Genomic DNA, 16,817 nt, shown 5'->3' on the forward strand with positions numbered 1-16,817 from the left:
CTTGGAGTCGCCAGCATGCGAAACATGGCGACGAACAGCGGCCAATTAGCCAAAAATTGCCTGCAAAACCGGTGATCATGGAGGTAATGGTCGGAAATGTCAAATCCGCACGGAGCGGCCACCTTGGCTCAGCTGTACCGAGAGGGGCATCGCTACTGGTCCAGCGAGAACGGACAGGCGCATTGGCGTGCCGAACGGGCCTGCCTGGGCCCCGTATGTGAAAGCCTACACGGCGGCCACAGTCTGGAACTCGGCATGGGCCCCTCGCTGACCGATATGTCACCCATCCGCCATAACATTCGCTGGGCTCCCACCGCCGAGCTCTCCGAGTCTGCCTCGAGCCTGGTCTGTCCGCTGGACGCGCTCCCTCTGCCGGATGAATGCCTGCATCTGGTCATCGTGCATCACCTGCTCGAACTCGTGGACGAACCCCACCGGCTGCTGCAGGAGGCAGCCCGGGTCACGGCGAACGATGGCTGCCTGATCGTGCTGGGCTGGATGCCGCTGGGCGTTACCGGTCTGGCACGGCTCTCGCCCAGGCGGCGCAACCGCTTGCCCTGGCGTGGCCACTGGAGAACCCCGGCGAAGCTCGGAGACTGGCTGGAGTTTGTCGACTTTCGCATCGAGCGGGTAGACTATTGCGGCTTTCATCTACCCGGCAGCCTGCCCAACAATGCCACGCTCGAAACCCTCGGGCGGCGACATAACGTGCCGCTGGGCGACAGCTACATCATTCATGCCAGACGCCGAGCACGCCTCGTTCAGAGCCAGCGACCCAAGTTGCGCATTCAGAGCGGCCTGGGCGGCGGAGCCCTGGGTCATGCAACGCGTGTCGGAAGTGCCACGCCGGAACCAAGTAGAAGGACCACCGAAGTTGAGTGACAGCGAGCGCGACCACCCCCTCCCCAGCGTGACGATACATACCGACGGTGCCTGCCGCGGCAACCCGGGCCCCGGCGGGTGGGGAGCCATCCTGGAAAGCGGCAGTCACGAGAAGACCCTCAATGGCTTCGAGGCGAACACCACCAACAATCGCATGGAGTTGATGGCCGCCATCATGGCGTTGCGCGCGCTCAAACGCCCCTGCGAGGTGGAGCTCTGGACCGACTCCGAATACCTGCGCCTAGGCATCACCGAATGGATCCACGGCTGGATGAAGCGCAACTGGAAGACGGCCAATTGCCAACCCGTCAAGAATGCGGAGCTTTGGCGCGAGCTGCTCGAGGAGACTCGGCGCCACCGTATCCACTGGCATTGGGTCAAGGGACACAGCGGCCATCCCGGCAACGAGCGCGCCGATGCGCTGGCCAACGCCGCCATCGATGCCCACCGGACCAGTTCCAAGCCCACCATCACTCAACCTGAGTCCTAGCCATGCGTCAGATCGTGCTGGATACCGAAACTACCGGCATCGACCCCCGGGAAGGCCACCGCCTGATCGAGATCGGTGCCCTCGAGCTGGTGAACCGCCGTTTCACGGGGCGCACCTACCATCAGTACATCAATCCCGAGCGCGAGGTCGAGGCCGAAGCCATCGGGGTGCACGGCATCACCAATGAGTTCCTTGAGGACAAGCCGGTCTTTTCCGCGGTTGCCGATGAGTTCTGGGAGTTCGTGCGCGGAGCCGAGCTGGTGATCCACAACGCCGCGTTCGACGTCGGCTTCATCGACCACGAGTTCAACCTGCTGCTGGCGGCCCGCGGCGAGCCCCGCCTGGGGCCAGTGGCCGAGCACTGTCGAATCCTGGATACGCTGCGACTGGCACGCGAGCGCCACCCAGGTCAGCGCAACAACCTGGACGCCTTGTGCAAACGCTACGAGATCGACAACGGTCATCGTGTGCTGCACGGCGCCTTGCTCGATGCCGAGATCCTGGCTGAAGTCTATCTGGCCATGACCGGTGGGCAGACGGCGCTGTCGCTGGATGCGGAGGAGAGCAGCAGCAGCGACGCCATGGCCAGCGGCCTGTCCATTCGACGTCTTTCACTGCCCTCCGGCTCTCTGCGCGTGGTCCAGCCCAACGCCGAGGAACTCGCCGCTCATGGTGCCAAGCTCGAACAGATTCGTCAGACGGCGGGCAACTGTCACTGGGACGAACTACTGGGCCAGACGCATGAGGCCAGCGATGCTGCGCCGTGAGCTGCCGCTCGGATGTGGGCACGGCCGGCTGATTCGTGTGGCCGATGGCCGCATCGCCATCGGCCCGGACGGCAGCCCGCTGCAGCCGGAGCAGCCCTGGTCGCAGAACGTGCAGCCGCTGGCCTTCTGGCATGACGAACCGATAGCGTTATCGGTGGAAGAGCATGCCGACGAGAATTGGCCGGATGGACGGCAGTGGCTGGCACGGCTTCCGGAGTCCTGGTTTCCGCTGATCTCCACCGCGCTGCAGGTGGCAGCCTGGATACGTGATCATCGCTTCTGCGGGCGCTGCGGGGCGCCCTCGGCGCGGCTCGATGCCGAGTTCGCCATGCACTGTGCGCAGTGCGGGCATCGCAACTATCCGCGCATCTCGCCTTGCATCATCACCTTGGTGACGCATGGCGAGGCCATGCTGCTGGCTCGCAGCCCGCGCTTTCCACCGGGACGCTACTCCACGCTGGCCGGCTTCATCGAGCCGGGCGAATCGGCCGAGGAGGCGGTGCACCGCGAGGTTTACGAGGAGGTGGGTGTCAGCGTAGGGCGCATTCGCTACTACCGGAGCCAGGCCTGGCCCTTTCCCCACGCGCTGATGCTGGGCTTCTTCGCCGAGGCCGCCAGCCGGCGCATTCGCATCGACGGCATCGAAATCGCGGACGCCGCCTGGTTCACGCCCGGCCGGCTGCCGCAGCTCCCACCGACGTACTCCATTTCCCGGGCGCTGATCGAGACCCACCTGGGCGAAGTCGCGGGCGGGGTTGCTCGCAAGTGACAGGTAGCGGCAATCAGAAATGAGAAGGGCCGCCTGTTGGCGGCCCTTCGACACTGTGTGACACGGGTCGATCAGCGATTCGGGAACAGGCTGGTGAGCTTGGTGGCCAGCATCACGTTACCGGTGGCCTTGAGCTTGCCCGTCATGAAGGCCGTCATGCCATTGACGTCTCCCGTCATGATGCCTTTCAGGGTATCGGTGCTCATGGAGAGCGAAACGGAAGGATCGTCATGCTCGCCCTCCTCGACGGCCAGGGTGCCGTCCTTGACGACCAGATAATGGCTGCCGTTGTCGCTGAAGTGGAACTGAAAGACATCGTCCATGCCCTTGGCGGCCTGGGGGTCGAAGCGCTCTTGCAGTTTATCGAGGGTCGAAATGGACATGGGATTTCCTATCGGTGTTGAGCAGGGGACTGGAGAACCTGTTTGTCAAAGGTTATTTCAAACGATTGTTTCAATCAAGTCCGTTGTCAATGTCCTCGGTCGAGGTCACGATTGGGCAATCAACCAACGGAGGGAGTGGCAACGTGAATGAATGGCTGATGGATATCGGACGCTTCATCATACAGATGTCGGTACTCACGCTGCTGGTCGTCGTGGCGGTGATGGTCATCGCCCGGATCAAGAGCGAGGGCGGCGAACGCACCCGGCTGAAAGTCGAGGAGCTGAACGATCGTCTGGAGTACCGCCGGCGCCGCCTGACCCTTGCCGCCACCGAACCCAGTGCACGCAAGCGCTTGGCCAAGGCCTTCCGGCGCGACGACAAGAGCCGCTCCCGTAGCCGCAAGACGGCGTCCGAGCCGCGCCCCACGTTATGGGTGCTGGATTTCCGCGGTGACATCAAGGCCTCGGGCGTAGGGCGCTTTGCCGAGGAGATCTCCAGCGTCATCGCCGCGGCCGAAACCGGTGACGAGGCCGTCGTGCGTCTCGAGTCCGCCGGTGGCCTGGTGCACTCCTATGGACTTGCCGCCGCTCAGATGGATCGACTGCGCGAGGCCGGACTGAAGACCACCGTCTGCGTCGACAAGGTTGCTGCCAGCGGTGGCTACCTCATGGCATGTGCTGCCGACCAGCTGCGCGCCGCGCCGTTTGCCGTGCTGGGTTCGATCGGCGTCGTCGCCCAGTTGCCCAACGTTCATCGCCTGCTGAAGCGCCACGACGTCGATATCGAATTGCTCACGGCCGGCGAATACAAGCGGACGCTGACCGTCTTCGGCGAGAACACCGAGGAGGGCCGCGAAAAGTTTCAGGCCGATCTCGAGAACATTCACGCTCTGTTCAAGCGTCACGTGGCCGAACGGCGACCCGATCTCGATATCGAAGCGGTGGCCACGGGCGAGGTATGGTACGGGCGGGACGCCCTGGACAAGGGGCTGATCGATACGCTCGATACCAGCGAGGCTTATCTGCTATCACGTATGGAAGAGGCACGCATCATCAACGTTCGTCTGGAAACTCGCCACCCGATGGGTGAACGGCTGGGAATGGCAACCAGCAAGGCCGTGGAGGGGGCCATCATGCGCGTGATCGAGCGGCTCGACGCCAGCCGCTGGGAAAAACGCTGAGTTCCAGGTATCGCAGCCGCTCACGTCTCCTGCAAGCGCACCAGAGCGTCGATCATGCGGCGCGCCTGTTCACCTTGCAGCGAGTAGTAGATGGTCTGCGATGCCCGGCGCGTCGACACCAATCCTTCACGACGCAGGATCGCCAAGTGCTGTGAGAGGGCGGATTGGCTCAGCGAAAGCCGCTGGTTGAGTTCGGTCACCGAAAGCTCGGCGCCATCAAGCAGACACAGGATACGCAGGCGATTGTCATTGGCCAGTGCCTTCAGCAGGGCAGTGGCGTTGTCGATGGCCGGGTTGCCGGCTTGCAGCAGCCGGCTTGCAGCGCTGTGCGAGGTGCTCATGATGTTCTCCCCATATTGCCCGAGTCAGGGTGACTTGACTCAGGGCTTGGCGGCTTCAGGCATCTACCTCGGTCCGGGACAAGACAGCACAAACGACATGTCACAGCCGTTGCTGTTCGGCAGCGCCCAATCTTGGTCATGGCATTGCTGATTTAGTCATCATTGATAGTGACTTCCCCCCTGTCAAACGAAGAATCAACCAAAGTCGCTGTTTCCTCTCTGCTGCTCCTCTATTTTGCTTCTCATTGTCAACAACCTGAAAGTGCCTCAAGGCAAGGACACGGCTTTTTTCTCGATATTAGCCGATGGTATGAAGGAAAAACCGAAGAAAATCTCTAAAGTGTCAACAATCAAGTTCTCTTCGATGTCGGACAGATGCCCATGCCAGCCTATAAGAACGAATTCCAACGCTCGATCGAACAGCCGCAATCCTTCTGGGCCGACCAGGCGCGCCGGATCCCCTGGTTTACACCGCCCAAGACCATTCTCGACTACGACGAGCAGGGGCACGCTCGCTGGTACACGGACGGCGAACTGAATCTGTGTCACGCCGCCCTGGATCATCATGTCGACCAAGGGCGAGGCGACCAGCCGGCCGTCTACTGGGACTCGCCCGTCACCGGGGGAAAACGCACGCTGACCTACCGCGAGATGCGCGACGACGTGGCACTGTTCGCCGGCGCGCTCAAGGGCCTCGGGGTGGAGAAGGGCGATCGCGTCGTCATTTACATGCCGATGGTGCCGGAAGCGCTAGTGGCGATGTACGCCTGCGCCCGCCTGGGCGCCATACACTCGGTGGTATTCGGCGGTTTTGCCCCGCATGAGCTCGCCGTTCGCATCGACGACGCCAAGCCCAAGGTCGTGGTGGCGGCTTCCTGCGGCGTCGAAATCGACCGGGTCATTGCCTATCAGCCGAACATCGCTGCGGCGATCGAGCTGAGCGAGCACAAGCCCGATGCCTGCATCTACCTGCAGCGTCAGCAGCAGTTGGCCGAACTCGGCCCGCGCGACCTGGACTGGTCCGAGCTGCTCAAGAGCGCCGAGCCGGCCGACTGCGTGCCGGTGAAGGGGAGCGATCCGCTTTACGTGCTCTACACCTCCGGGACTACCGGCAAGCCCAAGGGCGTGGTCCGGGATACGGCGGGCTACGCCGTGGCGCTGCATTACTCGATGGAAACCATCTACGACGTGGCGCCGGGCGACGTATTCTTCTCGGCCTCGGACGTGGGCTGGGTCGTCGGTCACTCCTATATCGTCTATGCCCCGCTGCTGCGTGGCTGCACCACCGTGGTCTACGAGGGAAAGCCGGTCAAGACGCCGGACGCCGGGGCCTTCTGGCGGCTGATCAGCCAGTACCGGGTCAAGAGTTTCTTCACCGCACCGACGGCCTTCCGCGCCATCAAGAAGGAGGATCCCGACGGCATCCTGCTGCAGCAGTACGACATCTCCTGCCTCGAGGCGCTCTATCTGGCGGGTGAGCGCCTCGATCCGCCGACGTTTCACTGGCTGGACGATTTGCTCGACGTGCCTGTCATCGATCACTGGTGGCAGACCGAAACCGGTTGGCCGATTGCGGCCAACCTGCAGGGGCTCGAGCCGATGCCGACCAAGGCCGGCAGCGCCACCGTGCCGGTGCCCGGGTTCAACGTGCAGATACTCAACCGGGAAGGGGAGCAGGCCGCGCCGATGGAGCAGGGCAGCGTGGTCATCAAGCAGCCCATGCCGCCGGGCTGTCTGATCGGTGTATGGGGAGATCCCCAGCGGTTCCACAGCGCCTACATGGCCGCCTTCCCCGGCTTTTACCTGACCGGCGACGGCGGTTACTTCGACGAACAGGGCTACCTCTTCATCATGGGCCGCACCGACGACGTCATCAACGTGGCCGGGCACAGGCTCTCCACCGGCGAGATGGAAGAGGTGGTCGGCGCTCACCGCGCCGTGGCCGAATGCGCGGTGATCGGTATACACGATGCCCTGAAGGGACAGATACCGGTCGGCCTGGTCATCCCCAAGGACGGTTTCGATGGCGACGAGGTCGCCCTGGAAAACGAGCTGATCGCGCTGGTGCGAGAGAAGATCGGGCCGATCGCCTGCTTCAAGCAGGTGCTGGTGGTCAACCGCCTGCCCAAGACCCGCTCGGGCAAGATCCTGCGCAAACTGCTGCGCAACATCGCCGACGGCAAGGAGTACGGCGTTCCCTCGACCATCGACGACCCGGCCAGCCTGCAGGACGTGCACGAGGCGATGAAGGCACGTGAGGTGGGTTCGGCGCACGAAGCGCGCCAGGTCTGATCCACGATCGCTGAGCCGCCAATTAGCGGCTCAGCGCTCCATCTTCCCTTCATGTTCTACTGCCTGCGGACAGGCATTGGCCAGCGCCAGCGGGCCACGTATAATCCCTGCCTCATTCCGGCACCCGACGATACGGGCGCCGGCGAGGGTTCCCTCACCCCTCGTCATCGACTTGGCCGCCGAGGCGGCCGCCCAAAAAGGATTCACTCATGTTCGTCCTGTCCGAAGCGCAGCAGCGACGCTGCCTATTGCTGCTGGTGTCGTTTCACATCCTGGTCATTGCCGCCAGCAATTATCTCGTCCAGCTGCCGTTCACGCTGTTCGGTTTCCATACCACCTGGGGGGCGTTCAGCTTTCCCTTCATCTTTCTTGCCACCGACCTCACCGTGAGGCTGTTCGGCAAGGAGCCGGCCCGTGCCATCATCATGCGGGTAATGCTGCCTGCGCTGCTGATCTCCTACGTCGTCTCAGTCGTCTTCCCCCGCGGCAGTTTCGCCGGCCTGGAAGCCCTGGGCGAGTGGAATCTGTTCGTGGCGCGCATCGCCTTGGCGAGCTTTGCCGCCTACGTGCTCGGCCAGTTGCTCGACGTTCAGGTCTTCGATCGTTTGCGCAGCCTGCGCGCCTGGTGGATCGCCCCGGCCGTTTCCACCGTACTGGGCAATCTCGCCGATACCGCCGCGTTCTTCGCCATGGCTTTTTATCGCAGCCCCGACCCCTTCATGGCGGCCAACTGGGTCGAGATCGCCACCGTGGACTATGTCATCAAGCTGGGCATCAGCCTGCTGTTCTTCCTGCCACTCTACGGCGTATTGCTGAGCTGGCTGAGCCGCAGGATGGTGCAACTCACCGGGCAGCAGGATCTGGCGCCGCAGCGGCTCTGAACGATGCTCCACGTGCTCAGACCAACATGCCCGGGCCCACACGCTCAAGTAAGGGAGGAAGGATGACCGTCGAACTCAATTTCCAGGATAGCGGTGGAGAGGGTACCCCGCTCATCGTCGTCCACGGCCTGCTCGGCAGTGCCGACAACTGGCGCTCCCACGTCAAGCAGTGGCAGGAGCAGCGCCGGGTGGTCGCGGTCGATCTGCGCAATCACGGACGCTCGCCGCACGCCGAAGGCATGAGCTATGGCGAAATGGCCGAGGATCTGCTTGCCCTGATGGATCGCCTGGGGATCGACCGGGCTCACCTGCTGGGGCATTCCATGGGTGGCAAGGTGGTCATCAGTGTGGCCCGCATGGCGCCGCAGCGAGTGGCGTCGCTGATCGTGGCCGACATCGCACCGCAGGAATACGGCCATGGCCACGACGCGGTCTTCGCCGGTCTGCGCAATCTGCAGCGCGGCAGGCCGGAAAACCGGCGTGAGGCAGATGCCCTGCTGGCCGAACACGTCGAAGAGCGTGCCACGCGCTTGTTTCTCGCCACCAACCTGGAGCGCGATGCCGACGGCATGCTGGCCTTGCGCGTGGGGCTCGACCAGATCGAGGCCGGCTACGAGGAGATCATGCAGGCGCCTGCCGGTGAGGGAGCTTTCGATGGGCCGGTGCTGGTGCTTCGCGGTGGCCGTTCGCACTATGTCCCGGATTCGGCGCTTCCGGCGCTACGTGAGGTATTGCCGACGGCAGAAGTGATGACCCTGCAGGACGCTGGCCACTGGCTGCATGCCGAGCAGCCCGAGGCCTTCCAGGCCAAGGTCAACGACTTTCTTGCCGCCTTGTCAGAATGATCTCGCCGTCACGCATCGGCTAGGGAGTGGCCGTACCCAGGTCTATCGCGAGCCGCTCCAGGGGCGTTGGCACCTCGATGATGCCGGCATCCAGCAGGTACTGCTCGAGGCGCAGATAGCGCCCCTTGTCCACGGCCGCCGGTTGCAAAGAGAAGCGTGGGGCGATGCCGGACCAGGCTTCCCGATTGATCGGATCGGCCAGGGCAGGCTCGGCCTTTTCCAGCAACGCCCACGCCTCCAAGGGGTGATTGACGAGCCACAGTGCCGCTTCCTCCAGCGCCGAGACGAAGCGGCGCAGCGCATCGCGCTTGCCATTGAGCTGATCGCGGTTGGCCATCAGGATCAAGCCATCGTGCAGAGGCAGGCCGAACTCCTCGATCGGCAGGGTATGGGTCAATATGCCTTCATCGGCCAGTTGGCGCGGCAGCAGGTAGCGGTGATGCATCATCATGCCGTCTACATCCTGAGCACGCATGGCATCGAGCATCGCGTAGTTGGTATCCTGCAACTCCACCAGATCCAGCCCGTTGGCCGTTCCCAGCAGTTCGCTCAGCACGCTTTGCAGCATGGCATCACGACCATCGACATCGGTATAACCGATGCGCATGCCTTCGAGGGCCAACTCCTGTTTCTCCAGGTCGGCATTGGCGCGCAGCATCAGCCCCGATACGGGGGCCGCTATCAGGGTGGCGATACGCACCAGCGGCATGCCGCCATCGACCAGCAGATGCAGTTGGGTCTGGCGTCCCAACGCCAAGTCGGTGCGTCCTGCAGCCAGCAGCTTGGCGGGCACGTTGGGGTCGGCCGGTACCACCAGCGCCACATCCAGGCCCCGACGCAGGAACATGCCTTTTTCACGCGCTATCAATAGCGTGGCGTGCTGGGGGTTGAGGTACCAGTCCAGCGTCACGCTCAGCTGGGTGGTGGGTGGCGGTACGATCGGGTCGGCCGGGGCAGTGACGACCGTGGGCACATCCAGTGCCGGCTCGCTCGAGCTTGCCTCGTGCTCATCGAGCGCCACCGTCACGTCTGGCAGAAGATGCCCGATGACCCCGACCCCATCGACGACGGGCGGCACCTCGACCAGCGACATGGCGCCTTCCGGTGCCAGGGCCTCGCTGATGACCAGAGGGGGGAATACCGTGACCTCGGTGTCGAGTTCGAGTGCCAGCGGTGGCGCGGGCAGGGGCTCAGCCTCTTCCCCAGCCGGCTCGGCCTGCAGCAACAGCGGCAGCACCAGCAGGGAGGTCGTCAACGCTACCGACAGGATGCGGATCATGGTGCTGCGATCAAGCTTGGCCATGGAGCTCCAAAGCAAGTGTAATCTTCAGTAAGCGACCAGTTTATCGCTGTCATGACAGGCGTGGCTAGCTGAGTCCGCCCTGCGAGAGTATGGGCAGCATGGCATAATGGAGCCATTCCGGCTCGAGGTCATGCATGGACACCATCAATACGCTGTTTCTGTTATCCGGCTTCCTCATTGCTCTGAGCGTCGTGGCGAGCCGTATCTCCTCGATGGTGGGCTTGCCGCTGCTGCTGATCTTTCTCGGGCTGGGCATGCTGGCCGGCGAAGACGGTATTCTGGGAATCCAGTTCGACGATTACTCACTGGCTTTCCTGATTGGTCACCTCGCGCTGGCCATGATCCTTCTCGATGGCGGGCTGCGCACCCGCCTCAAGACGTTCCGGGTCGGTTTCCGACCCGCGCTCTCCCTTGCCACGCTCGGCGTTTTCGTTACCAGCGCCATCGTCGGCCTGTTCGCCATGTGGATCTTCGACCTGACGCTCGCCCAAGGCCTGCTGGTCGGCGCCATCGTCGGCTCCACCGACGCAGCAGCGGTATTCTCGATGCTCAGCGGCCGCGGCGTGCATCTCAACGAACGCGTCAGCGCCACGCTCGAGATCGAATCCGGTACCAACGATCCGATGGCCATTTTCCTGACCCTGCTGCTGGTCGAACTGCTGGTCGGCGACATTCGCGGGCTGGGGGCCACCGCAATGTTCATGCTGCTACAGTTTGGCCTGGCGTTGGTGATCGGGGTGGGCGGCGGCTGGCTGAGCGCCAAACTGCTGCGCTGGCTGGATCTCGCCCCCGGGCTCTACTCCCTGCTGGCACTGGGTCTTGGGTTCTGCGTTTTCGGCGCCACCAGCTTCCTTGGCGGCAGCGGCTTCCTGGCGATCTATCTCACTGGGTTGATGATCGGCAACCAGCCGGGCCGCCATCTCAACTTCATTCTGCCCGTGCATGATGGCCTGGCCTGGTTGAGCCAGATCGGGCTGTTCCTCATCCTGGGCCTGCTGGTCAGTCCATCTGGGCTGCTCGAATTCGCCTTGCCGGCCACCCTGGTGGCACTGGTCCTGATCTTCGTCGCCCGCCCGCTGGCGGTGCTGGTCACGGTCAAGCCGTTCTTTCGCTTCCGTTGGCGGGAGATCGGCTTCATCTCCTGGGTTGGTCTGAGAGGCGCTGTCCCCATCGTTCTGGCCATCTTCCCGGTAATCGGTGGGGTAGAGAATTCCGCGCTCTATTTCAACGTCGCCTTTGCTGTGGTTCTGCTCTCGCTGCTGATCCAGGGCGGCACTCTGCCCCTCATGGCACGCTGGACCAAGGTAGAGGTGCCCGTTGGCGTGACCCCCAACAATCGCGGCCCGCTTGGCATCCTGCCGGAAAACGATTACGAGATGTTCGTCTACAAGGTGGACAACCAGGATCTCGACGATGTCCCCATTCGCCTGTTGCGCTTTCCCTCGGGCGCGGTGATTTCAGCACTGTTCCGCCAGCACGCCATGCTGCATCCCAAGGGCAGCACGCGTCTGAAGCTTGGCGACGTCATTTGCGTCATCGGGCGTAGCGAGGATCTTCCGGCGCTCAACCGTCTGTTCAGCGGCGATGCCAAGTTGAAGCGGGAGCGTGCCTTCTTCGGCACTTTCACCTTCGATGGCGATGCCTTGATGCGGGATATCGCCAGCGTCTACGGCCTGACCCTGAGCCCTGGAGAGAGTGAAATGACCCTGGCCGAATTCGTGTCGCTGCGGGTGGGCGGCCATCCCGTCGTGGGTGACGACGTCGACTGGCACGGCATTCACTGGGTGGTCAGCGAGATGGATGGCAATAAGGTGACTCGCGTCGGCTTGCGTTTGTATTGAGGCCTTCTCTGTGCCTGATGTGCCGCATGTCACTGCCGCTTCGCTTGCAGCGCGGGTAGGGGGCTTCTATCTTTTTCGTAACATTGATCGGCATCGACAGGGAGACGTCACATGCTCAAATTTCTGGCAAGCACCGTCGGGATCATCTTTCTCATTGGCCTGCTGGTGGTCATCGGTCTGCTGATGCTCATCTTCTGATACTCCTCCCCTACAACGGCGTCAGATACGAGACGGGGCAGCCAAGCTGCCCCGTCTTTCATCGTACTACCGGCTTACTCAGCCGATGGCGAAGCTGGCCGCATTGAGCCATAGGTGAACCGTGATGCTGGCCACATAGCCCAGCAGGATCACCGGCGCCCAGCGCAAGTGGCCCATGAAGGTATAGTTGCCACGCGCCTGGCCCATGAGAGCGACACCCGCAGCGGAGCCGATCGACAGCACGCTGCCACCCACACCCGCCGTCAGGGTGATCAGCAGCCAGTGCCCATGGGACATGTCGGGTTGCATGGTCAGCACGGCGAACATCACGGGGATGTTGTCGACCACGGCAGAGACCAGCCCCAGCACGATGTTGGCCCAGGTCGGGTTCCAGCCCAGGTAGAGCGCCTCGGAAAGCAACCCCAGATAGCCCATGAAGCCCAGACCACCCACGCACATCACGACGCCGTAGAAGAACAGCAGGGTATCCCACTCGGCGCGCGCCACGCGATTGAACACGTCGAAGGGCACCACGCTGCCGAGCTGTGCCAATTTACGCTCGTCGCCACGGGCAGTGTAGCGAGCACGTTTGCGCTCCAGCGAGCGCGGCAGGCTACGGCGCAGGTAATAGCCGAAGAACTGCAGGTACCCAAGGCCCGTCATCATGCCCAGTACCGGCGGCAAGTGGAGCAGGGTGTGGCAGGCCACCGCCGTGGCCACGGTGAGCAGGAACAGGGCGATGATGCGGCGTGCACCGCGCTTGAGCCAGACGTCCTCGTACACGCCTTCCGGTTTGCGATTGTTGATGAAGAAGCTCATCACCACCGCGGGAATGATGAAATTGACGATGGAAGGAATCAGCAGCGTGAAGAACTCATAGAATTGCACGATGCCGGCCTGCCACACCATCAGCGTGGTGATGTCGCCGAACGGGCTGAATGCGCCACCGGCATTGGCGGCCACCACGATATTGATGCAGCACAGGTTGATGAAGCGCTTGTCGCCCTCGGCCACCTTGGTCACCACCGCGCACATCAGCATGGCCGTGGTCAGGTTGTCGGCGATGGGCGAGATCACGAAGGCCAGCACGCCCGTCAGCCAGAAGAGCTGCCGATAGCTGAAGCCCTTGCGTACCATCCATGAGCGCAGAGCATCGAAGACGCGGCGCTCGTCCATGGCGTTGATGTAGGTCATCGCCACCAGCAGGAAGAGCATCAGTTCGGTGAACTCGAGCAGGGTTTCGCGGAAGGCGTGCTCGGCCTGGTCGGGCATGCCGGCCTGCACGTAAACCCAGCCGATCATCGTCCAGATCAAGCCAGCGGCAACCAGCACCGGCTTCGACTTGCGCATGTGCAGCTTCTCTTCGGCCATGACCAGGGAGTAGGCCAACACGAAGATCAGGACTGCCAGGAAGCCGACCATCGAGCCGGTCATCGGAATGCTTCCGGTGACGGCAAGGGCGGTCGGACTGAAGGTCAAAGCGAGAAGAGCGAGCAGGGCAATGCCAGACCACCGGGAAAGGCCCCGGAGCCTGGCAAGGGAACAAAAGCCGATAGGCATGGATTGAGTTCCTGGATGGAGTGGTAGGGGAGGGATGAAAAACGGCGCTATTCTAACATCTCATATTGCACCGCAATAGAGGTCCCCAACGCTGATATCGGGCTAGTGGCATTAATTTTCGTGGCGCAATAAAAAAGCCCCTGACAAGGGTCAGGGGCTTCGTGTCTAGGTGGCGGAGGGACAGGGATTCGAACCCTGGAAAGGCTTTCACCTTTGCCGGTTTTCAAGACCGGTGCATTCAACCGCTCTGCCATCCCTCCGGCTCACGGGGGCGAATATTACCAGTTATGCTCATAAGGTCAAGAGCATCGCTGCGTTACCGTCGAGGAGTCGTCATGTCAGCCCCGCACGACACACGAATTGGCCCCATCGTCGCCGTCGCGGCGGCGGCAATCGAGCAGGGCAGAGTGCTGGTCGTGCGACGCTCCAAACCGCCCAACGCCAACAAGTTCGCACTGCCCGGTGGTCGCGTGGAGCCGGGCGAGACGCTGTTCGAGGCCGCAGTGCGTGAATTGCGTGAGGAAACCGGTATCGAGGCCGAGGCCGAGCGTGTTGTGACCGCCATTGAGGAGATTCATCAAGACCCCCGGGGACGCTTGCTGCACCACTACGTGATCGTCGTGGTGAGCTGCCGGACGCTCGGCGGAAATGCAGTTGCCGGCGACGATGCCAGTGAAATTCGCTGGCTCGACCGCACACAGATAGGGGAAGAACCGGAGCTGTGCGCAAACACCCGGCGGGTGGCCGCTGCGCTGTTCGAACCACTATACTGGCGATGAAGATGCGTTGAGCGTTGTAGAACTAAGGACTTGCGTCGGGAACCAACCGACGGCATCCTTGGTCCACTGCTGAGATCAACCAAGATCAACTACAGGGAGCTCTCGATCAATGGCCTATCACGACACACATGTGGCCCAGCACTCGTCCCAGGCCGTCAGCGCCAACAAGGTTCTACGCAACACCTACGCGCTGCTGGCGATGACGCTGCTGTTCTCCGCCGTCACAGCGGGTGCCGCCATGGCCATGGGCGTCGAGCGGATGAACATCCTCGTGTTCTTCATCGGCGCATACGGCTTGATGTTCCTGGTCCACAAGACCGCCAACTCGGCTACCGGCCTGCTGGCCACCTTCGCCTTCACCGGCTTCATGGGCTTCACCCTCGGCCCGATCCTCAGTGCCTACCTGGCCCTGCCCAACGGCCCCGCGCTGATCATGAACGCGCTGGCCATGACCGGCCTGACCTTCATCGGGCTTTCCGCCGTGGCACTGGTGTCCAAGAAGGACTTCAGCTTCCTGGCCAACTTCCTGCTGGCGGGCGCCATCGTGCTGATCCTGGCCATGGTCGCAGGCCTGATCTTCCAGATTCCCACCCTGATGCTGATGGTATCTGCCGGCTTCGTGCTGTTCGCTTCGGCCGCCATTCTCTATCAGACCAGCGAGATCGTGCACCGTGCCGGCGAGACCAACTACATCCTCGCCACCATCACGCTATACGTCTCGATCTACAACCTCTTCGTCAGCCTGCTGGCGCTGCTCGGCATCATGAGCAACGACTGATCGCCCATCACGAGGGTATCGCCGGGCCCCGCTGATGCGGGGCCTGCGCGTTTGAGAAGACAGGTACCGCCATGCGTTACGCTCTACTCGTCCAGGGAGCGCCCTACAGCAGCCAGGCGTCCCATTCCGCGCTGCGCTTCGCCTCGGCGCTACTGGTCCGCGGTCATCGCCTGGAGTGCGTCTTCTTCTATCATGAAGGGGTGTACAACGCCGCCCGCTTGGCCGCACCGCCCCAGGACGAGCCGCACCTCTACGACGCCTGGTGCGCACTCAATGCCGAACATGGTACGCAGCTGCAGGTGTGCATTGCCGCCGCTCTGCGCCGCGGCATGCTCGACGAGCGAGAGGCCAGCCGCCACGGCAAGCACGGCCATAGCGTCGAGCCCCCCTTCGAACTGACGGGGCTCGGGCAGTTGATCGACCTGGGGCAGAGCGTCGACCGCTTGGTGACCTTTGCCCCCTGAGGAGAACGAACGGATGTCGTCACACGCCCTTGCCACCGGAGACCTGCTGGTCATCCTGCGCCATGCACCGCATGGCAGCAGCTGGCTGCGCGAAGGCCTGGATGCGGCGCTGGTGGCCGCGGCCTTCGGCCAGTCGGTGACGCTGCTGTTCCAGAGCGATGGCGTACTGGCTCTGGCCCGTGGCCAGCAAGCCGGGCCGCTGGGCCAGAAGAGCACCGCGCCCACCCTGGACATGCTGACCATGTACGACATCGAGTCGCTGTTCTTCGTCGAGGATGCCCTGGCGAGCTTCGGCCTGACTCAGCAGGACCTGCAGCTCCCGGCCTCGGGAATCCCTGTCACCGCGATTCCCGAACTACTTGCCGGCCACAAGCAGATCCTGACTTTCTGATAGGCTTCGATGCCACTGTGAGGCTTCATGATCCTGCATATTCTCAACCGACCGCCCAGTTCGAGCCTGGTGTATCGCGAAGCGCTCGCCGCCATGAGCGACACGGACCGCCTGCTGCTGGTCGAAGATGGCGTGCTGGGTGCACTGACGTCCCAGGTACGCCATTTCCAGCAGGTTGAGGGGCGCCTGTTCGCACTGCGTGAGGATCTGCACGCACGCGGGCTCGAGGGCCAGTGCGATGCCAGCGTTCAGGTCGTCGATGTGGATGGCTTCGTCACTCTGACCGAAGAAGCCAACAAGACAGTGAGCTGGTTCTGATGGCTTCCAGCGAGGTTGCACGCTATCTGAACGTCGGCGACAGACGCATCGCCCTGGACCCCGAAGGCTATCTCGTCGAGCTCAGCGACTGGACGCCGGCCGTGGCCGAGGCCCTGGCCGCCGAGGAGGGACGTGAACTCGGCGAGGAGCACTGGGAGGTGATCGAGGTGATCCGCGATTTCTATGCCCGCTATCAGGCCTCACCGGCCATGCGCCCGCTGGTCAAGGCGGTAGGGCTGGCTCTGGGGCCGGAGAAGGGGCACTCGCTGCATCTGATGCGCCTGTTCCCCGACAGTCCCGCCAAGGTAACGGCTCGCCTTGCCGGGCTGCCGAAACCTGCCAATTGCCTCTGAC

General features: G+C 62.9%; 20 protein-coding genes and 1 tRNA gene. 16 read left to right on the plus strand and 5 right to left on the minus strand.

What is annotated here, in order from left to right; genetic code table 11:
- Positions 1–123: 123 nt before the first annotated feature.
- The 4 genes from HOP53_RS03970 to nudC are packed head-to-tail and all read left to right on the plus strand — an operon-like array spanning position 124 to position 2,908.
- The gene (locus HOP53_RS03970; RefSeq protein WP_338073287.1) at positions 124–882 is read left to right on the plus strand and encodes a class I SAM-dependent methyltransferase; all 759 of its coding nucleotides are present in this window, start codon (positions 124–126) and stop codon (positions 880–882) included.
- Positions 875–1,372 (plus strand): ribonuclease HI, encoded by a 498-nt coding sequence (gene rnhA, locus HOP53_RS03975; RefSeq protein WP_234268791.1) that lies wholly within the window; start codon positions 875–877, stop codon positions 1,370–1,372. The genes HOP53_RS03970 and rnhA overlap by 8 nt, the downstream gene beginning before the upstream one ends.
- Positions 1,373–1,374: 2 nt before the next feature.
- A complete protein-coding gene (dnaQ, locus tag HOP53_RS03980) occupies positions 1,375–2,139 on the plus strand; it encodes a DNA polymerase III subunit epsilon (RefSeq protein WP_234268792.1) in 765 nt (254 codons plus the stop codon).
- On the plus strand, positions 2,126–2,908 hold the full coding sequence (nudC, locus tag HOP53_RS03985; RefSeq protein WP_234268793.1) for an NAD(+) diphosphatase: 783 nt from the start codon (positions 2,126–2,128) through the stop codon (positions 2,906–2,908). The genes dnaQ and nudC overlap by 14 nt, the downstream gene beginning before the upstream one ends.
- Before the next feature lie 71 nt (positions 2,909–2,979).
- On the opposite strand, the gene HOP53_RS03990 is transcribed toward nudC, so the two are convergent.
- Positions 2,980–3,291, minus strand: a complete 312-nt coding sequence (locus HOP53_RS03990) for an SCP2 sterol-binding domain-containing protein (RefSeq protein WP_234268794.1) — start codon at positions 3,289–3,291, stop codon at positions 2,980–2,982.
- A 143-nt stretch (positions 3,292–3,434) separates the two neighbouring features.
- Here HOP53_RS03990 and sohB point away from each other — a divergent pair, with 143 nt between their 5' ends.
- A complete protein-coding gene (gene sohB / locus HOP53_RS03995; RefSeq protein WP_234268795.1) occupies positions 3,435–4,472 on the plus strand; it encodes a protease SohB in 1,038 nt (345 codons plus the stop codon).
- A gap of 20 nt (positions 4,473–4,492) precedes the next feature.
- Here sohB and HOP53_RS04000 read toward each other — a convergent pair whose 3' ends face one another.
- The gene (locus HOP53_RS04000; protein ID WP_234268796.1) at positions 4,493–4,813 is read right to left on the minus strand and encodes an ArsR/SmtB family transcription factor; all 321 of its coding nucleotides are present in this window, start codon (positions 4,811–4,813) and stop codon (positions 4,493–4,495) included.
- A 381-nt stretch (positions 4,814–5,194) separates the two neighbouring features.
- On the opposite strand from HOP53_RS04000, the gene HOP53_RS04005 reads away from it, so the two are divergent.
- The 3 genes from HOP53_RS04005 (at position 5,195) to HOP53_RS04015 (ending at position 8,831) form a co-directional block, all read left to right on the plus strand.
- Positions 5,195–7,105 carry a propionyl-CoA synthetase gene (locus HOP53_RS04005; RefSeq protein WP_234268797.1) on the plus strand — a complete coding sequence of 637 codons (1,911 nt, stop codon included), beginning with the start codon at positions 5,195–5,197 and terminating at the stop codon, positions 7,103–7,105.
- A 209-nt stretch (positions 7,106–7,314) separates the two neighbouring features.
- Positions 7,315–7,986 (plus strand): 7-cyano-7-deazaguanine/7-aminomethyl-7-deazaguanine transporter, encoded by a 672-nt coding sequence (locus HOP53_RS04010; protein WP_234268798.1) that lies wholly within the window; start codon positions 7,315–7,317, stop codon positions 7,984–7,986.
- A gap of 62 nt (positions 7,987–8,048) precedes the next feature.
- Positions 8,049–8,831 (plus strand): alpha/beta fold hydrolase, encoded by a 783-nt coding sequence (locus tag HOP53_RS04015; RefSeq protein WP_234268799.1) that lies wholly within the window; start codon positions 8,049–8,051, stop codon positions 8,829–8,831.
- A gap of 19 nt (positions 8,832–8,850) precedes the next feature.
- Here HOP53_RS04015 and HOP53_RS04020 read toward each other — a convergent pair whose 3' ends face one another.
- Positions 8,851–10,134, minus strand: a complete 1,284-nt coding sequence (locus tag HOP53_RS04020; protein ID WP_234268800.1) for an ABC transporter substrate-binding protein — start codon at positions 10,132–10,134, stop codon at positions 8,851–8,853.
- Between the two features lie 134 nt (positions 10,135–10,268).
- Between HOP53_RS04020 and HOP53_RS04025 the strand changes: the two genes are divergently transcribed.
- The gene (locus HOP53_RS04025) at positions 10,269–11,975 is read left to right on the plus strand and encodes a potassium/proton antiporter (RefSeq protein WP_234268801.1); all 1,707 of its coding nucleotides are present in this window, start codon (positions 10,269–10,271) and stop codon (positions 11,973–11,975) included.
- Between the two features lie 111 nt (positions 11,976–12,086).
- Positions 12,087–12,173, plus strand: coding sequence for a small membrane protein YohP (locus HOP53_RS21765; protein ID WP_139232988.1), 87 nt, complete (start codon positions 12,087–12,089; stop codon positions 12,171–12,173).
- Positions 12,174–12,251: 78 nt separating this feature from the next.
- Here HOP53_RS21765 and nhaD read toward each other — a convergent pair whose 3' ends face one another.
- Together nhaD and HOP53_RS04035 are read right to left on the minus strand one after the other, a co-directional pair.
- The gene (gene nhaD / locus HOP53_RS04030) at positions 12,252–13,733 is read right to left on the minus strand and encodes a sodium:proton antiporter NhaD (protein WP_234268802.1); all 1,482 of its coding nucleotides are present in this window, start codon (positions 13,731–13,733) and stop codon (positions 12,252–12,254) included.
- Between the two features lie 170 nt (positions 13,734–13,903).
- Positions 13,904–13,993 (minus strand) — tRNA-Ser (locus tag HOP53_RS04035).
- A gap of 75 nt (positions 13,994–14,068) precedes the next feature.
- Here HOP53_RS04035 and HOP53_RS04040 point away from each other — a divergent pair.
- From HOP53_RS04040 to HOP53_RS04065, 6 genes are all read left to right on the plus strand, one after another.
- Complete coding sequence (locus tag HOP53_RS04040) at positions 14,069–14,512, plus strand: NUDIX hydrolase (RefSeq protein WP_234268803.1); 444 nt, start codon at positions 14,069–14,071, stop codon at positions 14,510–14,512.
- 109 nt (positions 14,513–14,621) lie between these two features.
- A complete protein-coding gene (locus HOP53_RS04045) occupies positions 14,622–15,290 on the plus strand; it encodes a Bax inhibitor-1/YccA family protein (RefSeq protein ID WP_234268804.1) in 669 nt (222 codons plus the stop codon).
- 71 nt (positions 15,291–15,361) lie between these two features.
- Positions 15,362–15,754 carry a sulfurtransferase complex subunit TusD gene (gene tusD / locus HOP53_RS04050; protein WP_234268805.1) on the plus strand — a complete coding sequence of 131 codons (393 nt, stop codon included), beginning with the start codon at positions 15,362–15,364 and terminating at the stop codon, positions 15,752–15,754.
- 13 nt (positions 15,755–15,767) lie between these two features.
- Entirely contained in the window at positions 15,768–16,145 is a 378-nt protein-coding gene (gene tusC, locus HOP53_RS04055) for a sulfurtransferase complex subunit TusC (protein ID WP_234268806.1), read from the plus strand.
- Between the two features lie 27 nt (positions 16,146–16,172).
- Positions 16,173–16,463: a sulfurtransferase complex subunit TusB gene (tusB, locus tag HOP53_RS04060; protein ID WP_234268807.1), complete on the plus strand. Its 291-nt coding sequence runs from the start codon at positions 16,173–16,175 to the stop codon at positions 16,461–16,463.
- Complete coding sequence (locus HOP53_RS04065; protein WP_234268808.1) at positions 16,463–16,816, plus strand: TusE/DsrC/DsvC family sulfur relay protein; 354 nt, start codon at positions 16,463–16,465, stop codon at positions 16,814–16,816. The genes tusB and HOP53_RS04065 overlap by 1 nt, the downstream gene beginning before the upstream one ends.
- Position 16,817: the final 1 nt, after the last annotated feature.

It is taken from the genome of Billgrantia ethanolica, from assembly GCF_021404305.1.
Lineage (GTDB): Bacteria > Pseudomonadota > Gammaproteobacteria > Pseudomonadales > Halomonadaceae > Halomonas > Halomonas ethanolica.